This window comes from Inhella proteolytica (assembly GCF_016093275.1).
GTDB classification, from domain to species: Bacteria; Pseudomonadota; Gammaproteobacteria; order Burkholderiales; family Burkholderiaceae_C; genus Inhella; species Inhella proteolytica.
The window spans coordinates 1-13,679 of sequence record NZ_JAEDAK010000032.1 but is presented as its reverse complement, the minus strand read 5'-3'; the positions used below and the strand labels follow the sequence as shown (position 1 = coordinate 13,679).

The 13,679-nt window shown below is 70.9% G+C and carries 11 protein-coding genes and 1 tRNA gene; 10 read left to right on the top strand and 2 right to left on the bottom strand.

Features of this window, described 5'->3' with window-relative positions; translation table 11 throughout:
• Positions 1 to 242: 242 nt before the first annotated feature.
• Positions 243 to 1,013, top strand: a complete 771-nt coding sequence (locus I7X39_RS22780; RefSeq protein WP_198113663.1) for a substrate-binding periplasmic protein — start codon at positions 243 to 245, stop codon at positions 1,011 to 1,013.
• A 43-nt stretch (positions 1,014 to 1,056) separates the two neighbouring features.
• A tRNA-Arg gene (locus tag I7X39_RS22775) sits at positions 1,057 to 1,131 on the top strand.
• Positions 1,132 to 1,135: 4 nt separating this feature from the next.
• Here I7X39_RS22775 and I7X39_RS22770 read toward each other — a convergent pair.
• Entirely contained in the window at positions 1,136 to 2,755 is a 1,620-nt protein-coding gene (locus I7X39_RS22770) for an ABC transporter permease (protein WP_198113662.1), read from the bottom strand.
• Between the two features lie 53 nt (positions 2,756 to 2,808).
• Between I7X39_RS22770 and I7X39_RS22765 the strand changes: the two genes are divergently transcribed.
• The 8 genes from I7X39_RS22765 to I7X39_RS22730 all read left to right on the top strand — a co-directional run bounded on the left by I7X39_RS22765 (position 2,809) and on the right by I7X39_RS22730 (position 12,729).
• Entirely contained in the window at positions 2,809 to 3,873 is a 1,065-nt protein-coding gene (locus tag I7X39_RS22765; RefSeq protein WP_198113661.1) for an ABC transporter ATP-binding protein, read from the top strand.
• Positions 3,874 to 4,002: 129 nt separating this feature from the next.
• Positions 4,003 to 5,442: a S41 family peptidase gene (locus tag I7X39_RS22760; protein WP_198113660.1), complete on the top strand. Its 1,440-nt coding sequence runs from the start codon at positions 4,003 to 4,005 to the stop codon at positions 5,440 to 5,442.
• Between the two features lies 1 nt (position 5,443).
• Entirely contained in the window at positions 5,444 to 6,220 is a 777-nt protein-coding gene (locus I7X39_RS22755; RefSeq protein WP_198113659.1) for a HesA/MoeB/ThiF family protein, read from the top strand.
• Positions 6,221 to 6,280: 60 nt separating this feature from the next.
• The gene (locus I7X39_RS22750; RefSeq protein WP_198113658.1) at positions 6,281 to 7,168 is read left to right on the top strand and encodes an LOG family protein; all 888 of its coding nucleotides are present in this window, start codon (positions 6,281 to 6,283) and stop codon (positions 7,166 to 7,168) included.
• Positions 7,156 to 8,115, top strand: coding sequence for an arginase (rocF, locus tag I7X39_RS22745; protein ID WP_232352143.1), 960 nt, complete (start codon positions 7,156 to 7,158; stop codon positions 8,113 to 8,115). The genes I7X39_RS22750 and rocF overlap by 13 nt, the downstream gene beginning before the upstream one ends.
• 83 nt (positions 8,116 to 8,198) lie before the next feature.
• The gene (locus tag I7X39_RS22740) at positions 8,199 to 9,545 is read left to right on the top strand and encodes a methyl-accepting chemotaxis protein (protein ID WP_198113657.1); all 1,347 of its coding nucleotides are present in this window, start codon (positions 8,199 to 8,201) and stop codon (positions 9,543 to 9,545) included.
• 84 nt (positions 9,546 to 9,629) lie between these two features.
• Entirely contained in the window at positions 9,630 to 11,072 is a 1,443-nt protein-coding gene (locus I7X39_RS22735) for a S10 family peptidase (RefSeq protein WP_198113656.1), read from the top strand.
• A 1-nt stretch (position 11,073) separates the two neighbouring features.
• On the top strand, positions 11,074 to 12,729 hold the full coding sequence (locus I7X39_RS22730; protein WP_198113655.1) for a GGDEF domain-containing protein: 1,656 nt from the start codon (positions 11,074 to 11,076) through the stop codon (positions 12,727 to 12,729).
• Between the two features lie 16 nt (positions 12,730 to 12,745).
• Here I7X39_RS22730 and I7X39_RS22725 read toward each other — a convergent pair.
• A partial coding sequence (locus tag I7X39_RS22725; RefSeq protein ID WP_198113654.1) for an efflux RND transporter periplasmic adaptor subunit occupies positions 12,746 to 13,679 on the bottom strand: 934 nt, incomplete at its 5' end.

Below are 13,679 nucleotides of genomic sequence, written 5' to 3'. Positions count from 1 at the left end.
CCATCGAGATGGGCGCGGATGCGGTGGACATCGGCAAGACCATCCACCCGCACCCCACGCTGGGCGAGAGCATCGGCATGGCGGCCGAGGTGGCGCACGGCAGTTGCACGGACGTACCGCCGGCGCGCAAATAGTCCCCACCGGAGGGCGCCCTGGCTAGGATGAAGCCCCGGTGGTCACCCGACCGCCCAGGATCGGGAGACTGGGTGTCAGCAAACAGCTTGTGCAGAAGGATCAGGGCCGTGCTGTGGGCCTGGGGCGGCGCCCTGGTGCTGGCCGCCTCGGCACAGGCCGATTGCAAGCTGCGCATCCGCTGGACCGAGGACCCACCCTTCAGCCTCCAGCGGCCCGACGGCAGCCTGGGTGGCCTGCAGGTCGATCTGGCCCGCGCCGCCTTCGGCCGCATGGGCTGCCAGCTGGTCTGGATCCGCCTGCCCTGGGCGCGCGCGCTGCGCGACCTGGAGCAGGGCCAGCTGGACGTGCTGATGGGCACGCTGCGCCGCCCCGAGCGCGAGGCGTTCGCCTGGTTCTCGGCGCCCAACCGCAGTTCACGCAATCTGTTGTACGTGCGCCAGGACGCGCTGGCGCGCTGGGACCGCGAATCCCTGCTGACACTGCGCACGACCGGGTTCCGCCTCGGCGCCCAGGTGGACGTGAGCTACGGGGCGGAGTTCGATCAGCTGGCACAGGACCCCGAGTTCCGTCGCCATATGGTCATCAGCCCGCACCGCAGCGCGCTCTGGCGCATGCTGGACCTTGGGCGCATCGACGGCCTGATCGCCGACGAGTGGACGGCGACGCGGGAACTGCGCCAACTGGCGCTGCAGGAGCGCGTGGCCCACACCCGCGCCGTGATCTCCACCCAGCAAGTGGGCGACGCCTTCAGCAAACGGACCCTGTCGCTGGAGCTGGTACGGCGCTATGACCAGGCGGTGGCGCAGATGCAGGCCGACGGCAGCCTGCAGGCCTTGCTCGACAGCTACCTGAGCCCGCAGGACCGGCACCCGCGTTGACCCCCTCGCCGCGGCCCTAAACTCCCGCCCCTTGCGCCGCGCCCTCGCCATAGTTCAATGGATAGAACGGGCCCCTCCTAAGGGTCAGATGTAGGTTCGATTCCTACTGGCGGGGCCAGCCCCTACTTGAGTTTCATCGCGCGCCACAGCAGCGCCACCGGGATCAGGCCCACGGCCACGATGGCCAAGGCCGGCAGCGCGGCCTCGGCCAGGCGCTCGTCGCGCGCCAGCTGATAGGCCACCACGGCGAGCGTGTCGCTGTCGAACGGACGCAGCACCAGGGTGGCGGGCAGCTCCTTCATCACGTCCACGAACACCAGCAGGGCCGCGGCCAATGTGGCGCGGCTGAGCAGCGGCGCGTGCACCTCCCAGGCCAGGCGCCAGGGGCTGGCGCCCAGCATGCGCGCGCTTTCGTCCATGCTGGTGGGGATGCGCGCGTAGCCAGCCTCGATGGACTGCAGGGCCACGCCGCCGAAGCGCACCAGAAAGGCCCAGAGCAGGGCCAGCAAGGTGCCGGTGAAGAGCGGCGCGGCTTGCGGCCAGCGCGCCTGCAGCCAGCCGATGGGCAGCAGCAGCCCGACGGCGATGACCGCGCCCGGCACCGCGTAGCCCAGGCCCAGCAGGCGTGCCACCCCGGCGGCCAGCCAGCGCCGCCAGCCACGCGCACGCCCGAGGCGCTGGCCCAGCGCCAGGAAGAGCGCCAGCAACACGGTGAACAGGGCCGCCGCACCGGCCAGCTTCAGGCTGGCCAGCGCCCAGGCCTGGTAGCGCTCGGCCGAGACGGGCATCTCACCGTACTGCGCGTGCTGCCAGGCCATGCGCAGCAGCCAGCCGGCCGGCAGCACGAAGCCCAGCAGCACGGGCAGCGCACAGGCGGCCTGCGCCAGCCAGCCGGCACCGCCCTGCAACTGGCGATAGCCCTGCTCGGAATCCTCGGCGCGCGCCTGCGTGCGGCTGCCGGCAAAGCGCAACTGCGCCTGGGCACGCTGCTCAAGCAGCAGGCAGACGGTGACGACCATCAGCAGCACCGAGGCCAGCTGAGCCGCGCCGATACGGTCGCCCTGCACCAGCCAGGCCTTGTAGACGCCGGTCGTCAGTGTGCTGAGGCCGAAGTAGCTGCCGACGCCGTAGTCGGCCAACGTCTCCATCAGCACCAGCGCCACGCCCGCCACCAGGGCCGGGCGGGCGAGCGGCAGCGCCACCTCGCGCATGCGCCGCCAGGCGCCGGCCCCGAGCAGGCGCGCGGCTTCCATCAGCGGGCCGGCCCGCTCGCTCAGCGCGGTGCGAGTGAGCAGGTAGACATAGGGGTAGAGGCAGACGCTGAACAGCAGCACCGCCCCAGGCAGGCTGCGCACGTCACCCCAGAGCGCGCCGCGCCAGCCGAACTCGGCGCGCAAGGCGGTTTGGATGCTGCCGCTGAACTGCAACGCGTCGGTGTAGGCATAGGCGGCCACATAGGCCGGCATGGCCATGGGCAGCAGCAGCGCGGCATCCCAGAAGCGCCGGCCGGGGAAACGGCACAGGCTGACCAGCGCAGCCGCGCCACCGCCCACCAGCAGGCTGCCCAGCGCCACGCCGAGCGAGAGCAGGGCCGACTGCCCCAGATAGCCCGGCAGCACCGTGTCCATGAGGTGTTGCCACTGCGCCCAGCCCTGGGCATCGAGACCCAGCCAGGAGCCCAGCACCGTCAGCACCGGCAGGGCCAGCAAAAGCCCGGCCAACACGACAAGGAGCAAAAGCATCAGGCGCGAATGAGAACAAGGAGCATTTGCAGGCGCTCATTATCATGGCGGCCATGTTCCTGGCATTGGATGGAGTGGGCCTGCAATACGGCCAGCGCGGCGCCAAGGTGGCGGCCGTGCGGGGGGTCAGCCTCGGTTTGGGGCGTGGCGAGCTGGGGGTGCTGATCGGCCCTTCCGGCTGCGGCAAAACCTCGCTGCTGCGTGCCATTGCCGGCCTGGAGACCCTGGACAGTGGCCGCGTGCGCTTGGAGGGCGAGCTGCTGGCCGACGCCGCCAGCGGCCTGCAACTGCCCGCCGAGCAGCGGCGCATCGGCCTGGTGTTCCAGGACTTCGCGCTCTTCCCCCACCTGACCGTGGACGCGAACATCGGCTTCGGCCTGCGTGCGCACAAGCCGGCGGCGCGCCAGGCGCGCATCCACGAGATGCTGGATCTCGTCGGCCTGGAGCATGCCGCCAAGCGCATGCCGCATCAGCTCAGCGGCGGCCAACAGCAGCGCGTGGCACTGGCGCGCGCGCTGGCGCCGGCACCGCGCCTGCTGTTGCTGGACGAGCCCTTCTCCAGCCTGGACGTGGACCTGCGCGAATCGCTCTCGCAGGACCTGCGCGCCATCCTCAAGGCCAGCGGCACCACGGCCCTGTTCGTCACCCACGACCAGGCTGAGGCCTTTGCCATCGGCGACCGCGTGGGCGTGATGCAGCAGGGCCTGCTGGAACAGTGGGACGAGCCCTACACCGTCTACCACCGCCCGGCCACGCGCTTCGTTGCCGACTTCATTGGCCACGGCGTGTTCGTGCCCGGCCAGCTGGAAGGCCAGCAGGTGCGCACACCGCTGGGCTTGCTGGACAACGCCCAGGACTGCCCGCTGCCCGGCGCCTACCCGGGCGGACGCTGCGAAGTGCTGCTGCGCGCCGACGACGTGGTGCACGACGACGCCGCGCCGGTCAAGGCCTGCATCGAGCACAAGGTGTTCCGCGGCGCCGAATTCCTCTACACCCTGCGCCTGGCCGACGGCACCCGCCTGGTGGCCGCCGTGCCCTCGCACCACGACCACCACGTGGGCGAGTGGATCGGCATCAAGGCCCAGGTGGACCATGTGGTGACCTTCGGCACTGCCTGAAGCGCCCGGGACCCTATTAACTACCCTGGAATACGGGCCTAGTTGGCAGTCAGCCCCTCGGGGTGCTGCCTATACTGGATTGACAGTTGTTCGCGGCCTTGCGGCCGCTTTAGATCGAGTGAGGCGCAGATGGGTGCCAAATTGAAAGTAGCCGGCTGGATGGCGGTCGGTGCGGTGGCCGGTGCGTTGACCACCCTCCAATTCAGTGCCAATGCCCGCGGGGCCCAGGCGGCCTTGCCGCTGGAAGAGCTGCAGCAGCTCGCCGCGGTGTTCGGCATGGTCAAGGCCGAGTACGTCGAGCCCGTGGATGAGAAAAAGCTCATCAACGACGCCATCGCCGGCATGGTCACCGGGCTGGATCCGCACTCGCAGTTCTTCGACAAGAAGAGCTTCCAGGAATTCAAGGAAGGCACCTCGGGCAAGTTCGTCGGCGTCGGCATCGAGGTGGGCATGGAAGATGGCTTCGTGCGCATCGTCTCGCCCATCGAAGGCTCGCCCGCCTTCCGCGCCGGACTGAAGAGCGGCGATCTGATCACCCGCATCGACGACCAGCCGGTCAAGGGCCTGAGCCTGGACCAGGCCGTCAAGCGCATGCGCGGCGAGCCCCAGACCAAGGTGCACCTGAACATCTACCGCAAGGCCGAGAACAAGAGCTTCCCGGTCACCATCGTGCGCGAAGAGATCCGCATGCAGTCGGTGCGCGCCAAGATGGTCGAGCCCGGCTACGCCTGGCTGCGAATCGCCGCCTTCCAGGAGCGCACGGTCGAGGATTTCGCCAAGAAGCTGAACGAGCTCTACCAGCAAGACCCGAAGTTGAAGGGCCTGGTGCTGGACCTGCGCAATGACCCGGGCGGCGTGCTGGAAGGCGCCATCGCCGTCAGCGCCGCCTTCCTGCCGGCCGGCGTGGAAGTCACCTCCACCAACGGCCAGCTGGCCGAATCGAAGTTCAGCTACCGCGCCCAGCCCGAGCATTACCTGCGCCGTGGCCAGCCGGATCTGATCAAGAAGCTGCCCGCCGTCTTCAAGACCCTGCCCATGGTGGTGCTGGTGAATGAAGGATCGGCCTCGGCCAGCGAGATCGTGGCCGGTGCACTGCAAGACCACAAGCGCGCCCTGATCCTCGGCGCCCAGACCTTCGGCAAGGGCTCGGTGCAGACGGTGCGCCAGCTCAGCCCCGACACCGCGCTGAAGATCACCACCGCGCGCTACTACACCCCGAGCGGCCGCTCCATCCAGGCCAAGGGCATCCTGCCCGATCTGGCGATCGACGAAACCGCCGAGGGCAATGTGATCGGCGCGCTGCGCATGCGCGAGGCCGATCTGGAGAAGCACCTGGCCAACCCGAGCGGCAGCTCCGAGGCCGAAGACCAGAAGGCACGCGAGGCCGAGCGCCGCCGCGTCGAGGAAGAGCTGGCCAAGCGCAATGAACCGCTCAAGCCCCTGCCCGAGTTTGGTGGCGATGCCGACTGGCCGCTGCAGCAGGCGCTGAACCAGCTCAAGGGCAAGCCGGTGGTGCTCTCCAAGGCCCCGCTGGAACGCAAGGCCGAAGCCGAGGCCGCGAAGAAGTAACTTGCCCGACGCCGCCGACCTCAGCGACCGCCAGCTGCTGCGCTACGCGCGCCACCTGCTGCTGGATGAGCTGGGTATCGAGGGCCAGCAGCGCCTGCTGCAGGCCCATGCGCTGGTCATCGGCGCGGGCGGCCTGGGTTCGCCCGCCCTGCTCTACCTGGCCAGCGCCGGCCTGGGCCGGCTCACGGTGGTGGACCCGGACGCGGTCGAGCTCAGCAATCTGCAGCGCCAGATCGCGCACAGCGACGCGCGTGTCGGCCAGGCCAAGGTGGCTTCGGCCCGCGCGGCGGCGCTGGGTCTGAACCCCGAGCTGCAGTTCGACGCCATCCAGGCGCGCGCCGATGCCGCCAGCCTGCCCGCCTGGGTGCAGGCCGCCGACGTGGTGCTGGACTGCACCGACAACTTCAAGACCCGCCAGGCCATCAATGCCGCCTGCGTGGCCGCCGGCAAGCCGCTGGTGTGGGCCGCCGGCGTGGGCTGGGATGCGCAGGCCTCGGTGTGGGACCCGGCCGACCCCGGCTGCCCCTGCTACGCCTGCCTGTTCCCGCCCGATGCCCCGGTGCAGGACGCCAATTGCGCCACCCAGGGCGTGTTTGCCCCGCTGGTGGGCTTGGCCGGCACCTTGCAGGCGGGGGAAGCCCTGAAGCTGCTCGCCGGCCTGGGCTCGGGCCTGGCGCGCCACCTCTGGCTCTTCAACGCCCGCCATACCCGCACCGAGCAGATCGTGCTGGCGCGCGACCCGGCCTGCCCGGTCTGTGGACCGCGCGAGACGAAATAATCTTTCTCCGCTCAGCGAATATGCTGCGCGCTTTCTACGCGAAACCAGCAGGAGGAGACCATGTCCCCGCGTCGCGACCTCAAAGAACGAAACTTTCCTAGCGCCGAAGAAGAGCTGCGCCGTGCCGCGCCGCCCCCGGGCGACCGCCTGGCCGCCACGCCCGCCTACCGGCTGGCCTTTGCCGACGAAGAATTTCTGCTGCGCGAGGAACTGCGCCCCGTGCGCATGCAGCTGGAGCTGCTGAAGCCCGAGCTGGTGCAGCAGGAGGAAGGCATCGAATCCACCCTGGTGATGTTCGGCAGCGCCCGCATCCAGGATCCGGCCAAGGCCCATGCCGCGCTGCTGGAAGCACAGAAGTCGGGCAACCCCACCTTCGAGCGCCGCGCCGAACAGGCGGTGGCGATGAGCGTGTACTACGAGGAAGCGCGCCGCCTGGCCGAGATCGTCACGCGCGAGACGCAGCGCTGCGGCCAGCCGATTTACGTCGTCACCGGCGGCGGCCCCGGCATCATGGAAGCCGGCAACCGCGGCGCCTACGACGCCAAGGGCAAGAGCATCGGCCTGAACATCGTGCTGCCGCACGAGCAGCACCCCAACCCCTACATCACGCCCGAACTCTGCTTCCGCTTCCACTATTTCGCGCTGCGCAAGATGCACTTCCTGATGCGCTCGGTGGCGCTGGTGTGCTTCCCTGGCGGCTTTGGCACGCTGGATGAGCTGTTCGAGGCGCTGACCCTGATCCAGACCGGCAAATGCCGCGCCCGGCCGATCCTGATGTTCGGCCGGGAGTTCTGGAGCCGCCTGGTCGACTTCGACTACCTGGTGGAGACCGGAATGATCAGCCCGGGCGACGAGCGCATGTTCCGCTTCGTCGAAACCGCCGAGGAAGCCTGGGCGGTGCTGGAACACGAATACGACCTCAAGACCACCGCGCAATGCGCGCTTTGACCCCCGAGAGCACCATGACCCAGATCCGTTCCGTGTCCCTGATCGGGGCCCCCACCGACATCGGCGCCGGCGCGCGCGGCGCCTCCATGGGCCCCGAGGCCCTGCGCGTGGCCGGCATCGGCCCGGCCCTGCAGGCCCGCGGCGTGGACGTGAAGGATTGCGCCAACCTGAGCGGCCCGCACAACCCCTGGCTGCCGCCGGTGGACGGCTACCGCCACCTCGCCGAAGTGGTGGCCTGGAACCAGGCCGTGCACGACGCCGTGTACGCCGAGCTGCAGGGCGGCCGCATGCCCATCCTGCTGGGCGGCGACCACTGCCTGGGCATCGGCTCCATCAGCGCCGTGGCCCGCCACTGCCGCGCCGCCGGCAAGAAGCTGCGCATCCTCTGGCTGGACGCGCATGCCGACTTCAACACCTCGGCGCTCACGCCCAGCGGCAACATCCACGGCATGCCGGTGGCCACGCTGTGCGGCTTCGGTGCGCCCGAGCTGGTGGGCATCGGCGGCTTCAGTGCCGCCCAGCCCGCCATCAGCCCGAAGTGGGTGCGCCAGATCGGCATCCGCAGCGTCGACGAAGGCGAGAAGCGCTTCGTGCACGAGCAGGAGCTCGAAGTCTTCGACATGCGCTACATCGACGAGATGGGCATGCGCCAGGCCATGGAGCTGGCGCTGGCGACGATGGACGCCAACACGCACCTGCACGTCAGCTTCGACGTCGATTTTCTCGACCCCGCCATCGCCCCCGGCGTGGGCACCACCGTGCCGGGTGGCCCGAGCTACCGCGAGGCCCAGCTGTGCATGGAAATGATTGCCGACACCGGCCGCCTGGCCAGCCTGGACGTGATGGAGCTGAACCCCGCGCTGGACGAGAAGAACCGCACCGCGCTGCTGGCCGTCGATCTGATCGAATCGCTGTTCGGCAAGAGCACCCTGATGCGAAAAGCTTGACGCATTCGGGGGCGGCAATCGGCTCCACGCGGTAAACCTCCAGCAGACTGCGGGTGGATCCGCAGCGCCGAGGAGACCGCATCGTGGCACTGAGTTTTCGCAGCCCCCGTCCGGCCGTCGAGCCTTCCCCAAGCCCCGCGCCCGGCAGCGCGCCGCGGCTGGACGCCACGCTTGCCACCCTGGGGCGCCACGCCTCGGCCCTGGGCCAGGGCGCAGCCGAGGTGCGCGGGGTGGTGGACGACACCCTGCTGGCCGTGCAGCGCCAGCACGAAGCCCTGCAGCAGCTGGGCCAAGGCCTGGCTGCCGTCTGCGCGGCGCAGCAGCGCATCGTGGCCGGCAGTACCCAGAGCCAGCACACCACCGAGACCGCCGCCCAGGCCCTGCAGCAGCTGGCCGGCGAGGTGCAGGCCATCGCCGCCGCGCTGCGCCTGGTGAGTGAATCGGCCCAGGAAATCACCCAGGTGGCCCTCAACACCCGGCTGGTGGCCTTCAACGCCACGGTGGAGGCCAAGCGCGCCGGCGAAGCCGGTCGTGGCTTCGCCGTGGTGGCCGATGCCGTGAAGGACCTGGCCGGACGCGTCGAGGCCACCAGCAAGCGCATCGTCGGCTCCGTGCAGCAGCTCGACGCCCGCATCGAGCGCCTGCGCGAAGAGCTGACGCCGCAAGAGTCCGGGCAGGCCCAAGGCATCCATGCCGCCATGGCCGGCATCGACCGCGACGTCGCGGCGATGGCGGTGGCGGCACAGGAATCCGAAGCCGTGGCCAAGCGCCTGGACGGCCAGGCCCATGCCCTGCAGGGCGAGCTGGCGCGCACCCAAGGGGGCCTGCAGCGCGCGCTGCAGCATGCCGATGGCTTCCTGACCATGAGCGAGCAGCTGATCGAGACGATTGCCGAGAGCGGCGTGCGCACCGATGACAGCCCCTACATCGAAGCCGCGCAGGGCGCCGCGGCCGAGATTGCCGCGCTGCTCGAAGGGGCGCTGCGGCAGGGCCAGATCAGCCCGGAGGACTTGTTCAGCGAGCGCTACCAGCCGCTGCCGGGCAGCGACCCGCAGCAACACCTGGCCCCCTTCTCGGCGTTGGCCGAGCAGCTCTTCCCGGCCGTGCAGGAGCGCCTGCTCCAGCTGAGCGACAAGGTGGTGTTCTGCATCGCCGTGGACCGCAACGGCTACGTGCCCATGCACAACCGCAAGCTCAGCCAGCCGCAGCGCCCGGGCGACCCGCTGTGGAACACCGCCAACAGCCGCTGGCGGCGCATCTTCAACGACCGCACCGGCCTGGCCAGCGCGCGCAACACCGAGCCCTTCCTGCTGCAGACCTACCGGCGCGACCTGGGTGGCGGCCAGTACATGGTGCTGAAGGAATGCGCCGCCCCCATCCAGGTGCGCGGGCGGCACTGGGGCGGGGTGCGCCTGGCCTACAAGTTCTGAGCACAAGTCCGCAGGGGCAAGCGGCCAGGCCGTGCACCCGCTCGGGCACACTTGGGCCCACCTTCACCCCGCCCCCTCATCGCCATGGCCGATGCCCCCGCGCCCGCCCCCACCGAGTCCCGCGTCGAGCGCGAGCACAGCCTGCAGATCGGCGCGCGCACGCTGCGCTACCGCGCCAGCGCCGGCACCCTGCTGCTGCGCGAACCCGAACTCAAGGACGGCACCCTGCAGGGTGAACCGGTCAAGGCGCAGGTCTTCTACACCGCCTACACGCTGCTGGATGCGCCGCCCAACCGGCCGATCCTGTTCTCGCTGAATGGCGGGCCGGGCAGCAGCAGCGTGTGGCTGCACCTGGGCCTGCTGGGCCCGCAGCGTGTGCACAGCGATGCCCTGGGCGACTGCGGCCAGCCGCCCTACGCGCTGGTGGACAACGAGGACAGCCTGCTCACGCACGCCGACCTGGTCTTCATCGACCCTGTGGGCACGGGTTTCTCGCGCATGGTCGAGGGCCAGAAGGCCACCGAGTACCACGAGGTGCAGCGCGACCTCGACGCCATCGCCGACTTCATGCGCCGCTACCTGACGCGCGAGGGCCGCTGGGGCAGCCCCAAGTACCTGCTGGGTGAGAGCTACGGCAGCACGCGCGCCGCGGCGCTGGCGCGCCAGCTGCAGGAAAAGTGCGAGCTGATGCTCAACGGCGTGGTGCTGGTCTCGCCGGCGATGGACTTCCAGACCTTCAGCTTCGACCGCGGCAACGACCTGCCCTACCTCTGCTTCCTGCCCACCTACGCCGCCACCGCCTGGTACCACCAGGCCCTGGCGCCGGCGCTGCAGGCGCTCACCGTGGAAGCGCTGATCGAACGCGCCCAGGCCTTTGCGCTCGGGCCCTACGCCAGCGCCCTGCTGCTGGGCGACCGCCTGGGCGAGGCCCAGGCCCGCGAAGTGGCCGCGCAGGCCGCCGAGCTGACCGGGCTGGATGCCGACTACCTGCTGCGCTGCCATCTGCGCGTGGATGACGAGCGCTTCTTCAAGCAGCTGCTGCGCGGCCGCGGCCTGGTGGTGGGCCGGCTGGACAGCCGCTTCACCGGCCACGACCGCGACGACGTGGGCGAGAAGGCCGAGGACGACCCGAGCTACACCAATCTGGCCGGTGCCTACCGCGTGGGGCTGGAGCGCACCCTGCACGAGCGCCTGGGCTGGATGGGCGATGCGCCCTACCACCTGCTCGCTCCGCTCTACAAGAGCTGGAGCTACAAGGGCTTCGAGAACAAGTACCTGCACACCGGCGAGCTGCTGCGCCAGGCCCTGCACCACCAGCCCAGCCTGCGCGTGTATGTGGCCTGCGGCCAGTTCGACCTCGCCACCCCGCCCGACGCCGCGCTGCACAGCCTGGCGCACATGGCCCTGCGGCCGCACCTGAAGGGGCAAATCCGCATGGCGCAGTTCCCGGCCGGGCACATGATGTACATCCATGCCGAAAGCCGCCGCCGTCTGGCTGCCGACCTGCGGGAATTCATCCAAGCCTGACATGCAAGACAGCGAGTGCCAAAGCGCCGAAGCCCTGCTCCAGCAGGGCAATCACAGCGCTGCGGCCCTGCGGCTCGAAGCCCTGCTGCCGCAGGCCCAGGGCGGCCCCGAGCGGGCCCGCGTGCTGAACGACCTGGCGCGCGCCTACGCCCGCCTGGGCCGGCCGCAAGACTGTGTGCGCGTGGCCAGCGAGGCCGTGCACCTGCTGGAGCGCCAGGAGGCGCTGGGCCCGCTGTGCGAGGCGCGCTGCAATCTGTCGCTCGCCTACTCGCTGCTGTCGCTGGGGCGAGAGGCGCTGGAGCAGGCGCTCTCCGCGCTGAACCTGGCACGCCGGCTGCAAGATCCGGAACGCGAAGGCTGGGCCCTGGCACGGCTGGGCAATGCCTATGCCGCACTGGACAACCCCGCGCAGGCCCGTGAGACCACTCAGCTGGCGCGCGAGATTGCGCTGCAGCATGGCCTGCCCGAGCTCGACTTCGCCTGCCTGAACAACCAGGCCTTCTTCACGCTCTACGAGTACGAGGAGCTGGTCATCGACGGCGAGACCGAGCAGGCCGTGGTGGTGCAGGCCATGGCGCAGCTGCTCTCCGAGCAGGCGGTGGCCTGCGCGCAGGCCCAGGGCAATCCGTACCGCATCGCGCTGGCGCTCTCCAACCTCGTCGAGGCCCTGCTGCAGGGGCAGGACTGGGACCGTGCCGCGCCGCTGATCGAGTACCTGGACCAGACCGCGCAGGAGCACGAGTTCGCCGGCCTGGCCATCAGCACCCGGCTGCACCGCGCCGTGCTGGCGCGCGGCCGTGGCCAGCACGCCGAAGCCATTGCCGCGGCCGAGAGCCTGCTGCAGCTGCGCGGAGACGCCATCCTGCCGCGCCTGCAGCGCCGCGCGCTGCGCCTGCTCTACGAATGCCACAAGACCGCCGGCGCGCACGAGGCCGCGCTGGCCGACCTGGAGGCCCTGATGCGGGCCGAGCGCCTGGCCATCCGCACCGTGCAACTGGCCCAGACCGAGGTGCTGCTGATCCGCCAGGAGGTCGACCAGGCGATGGCGCGTGCCGAACACGCGCGCGCCGATGCCGAGCGCGAGCGTGAACGCGTGCTGGCGCTGGAGCGCGAGCACGAGGCCCTGCGCGAGCAGCTGGCGCGCAGCGACCGCGCCGCCCGCGAGGACGTGCTGACCCGCCTGGCCAACCGCCGCCACGCCGAGCAGGCGCTGCCGCTGATGTGGGAGCAGACCCCCAGCCCCGACACGCCGTTCGCGGTGGCGATGCTGGACATCGACCACTTCAAGCGCGTGAACGACCAGTTCGGCCACGCCGTAGGCGACGCCGTGCTGCGTGAGCTGGCCCAGCTGCTGCGCCAGCGCCTGCGCAGCGCCGACCTGCTGGCCCGCTGGGGCGGCGAGGAGTTCCTCATCGGCCTGGTGGGCCCGCCCGCGCGCGACGCCGAGGCGGTGCTGGAACGCCTGCGCAGCGCCGTGATGGAGCACCCCTGGGAGCGTGTGCATGGCGGCCTGCGGCTGACCATCAGCATCGGCCTGGCGCTGCGCGGGGTGGGCAACGGCGCCCCGGCCGAGGAACCGCGCGAGCTGGTGCAGGCGGCCGACATCGCGCTCTACCAGGCCAAGCACGCCGGCCGCAACCGGCTGCGCCTGGCCTAGACGTTCACGCAGACGCCTAGCGCGGCGTCACGCGCGCCCCCGCCACCAAACCCTGCGGCGGGTAGACGATCACCCGATCCCCGGGCTTCAGGCCTTCGCCAATCCAGGCCTCGCGCTCGTTGCGGCCGGCCAGCTTCACCTCGCGCAGGTGCGCGCGCCCGCCCTCGAAGCGGAACACCGCATGGCGGCCGGCCGCAGCGCCCGGCAGGGGGAACACGGCGCTCACCGGCACCAGCGGCACATCGGCCCGCTGCTGGGTGAGCACGCGCACGCCCACGCGGTAGCCATCGCCCAGGCCGCGGCGCTGCTCGGGCGGGCTGACCAGGCCGATCTGCACGCGCACCCGCTGCTCCTCCACGCCCAGGGCCGAGACCTTGGTGAAGGCGCCGGGCTCGACCCGCAGCACCCGCCCCTGCAGCACCGCCGGCCCGCCCCAGCGCTCGATGCGCACCGGCTGGCCGGGCTGGACCTGCAGCGCGTCCGTGCTCAGCAGCTCGGCCACCACCTCCAGCTGCGCCAGGTCGCCCAGCTCGATCAGCGGCGCACCAAGGGCCACCAGGGTTTCGCTGGACTGGTGCATGCGCAGCACCTGGCCGGCCACCGGTGCGCGCAGCTCGAAGGCGTCCACCCGGCCCCGCGCGGCGCCGGCTTGAACGGCGCCCAGCGCCGCCTGCGCCTGCTCCAGGGCGTGCTGCGCCATATGGCGCTCGGCCTGCGCGCTGCGCTGCTCCGCCTCGGCGGCTTTCAGGGCCAGGGCCGCATCCTCATGCTGCGCCCCCGCCACGAAGCCCTGCGCACCCAGGGCGGCGCTGCGCTGCTCCTGCTTCTGCGCCAGGGTCAGCGCTGCGGCGGCGGCGGCCAGCCGGGCCTGGGCACGGCCCAGCGCGGCCTCGGCGGCCTCGGCCTGCGCGGCCAGCTCGGCGCGGCTGCGGGCGTCGCGCAGCGGCGCC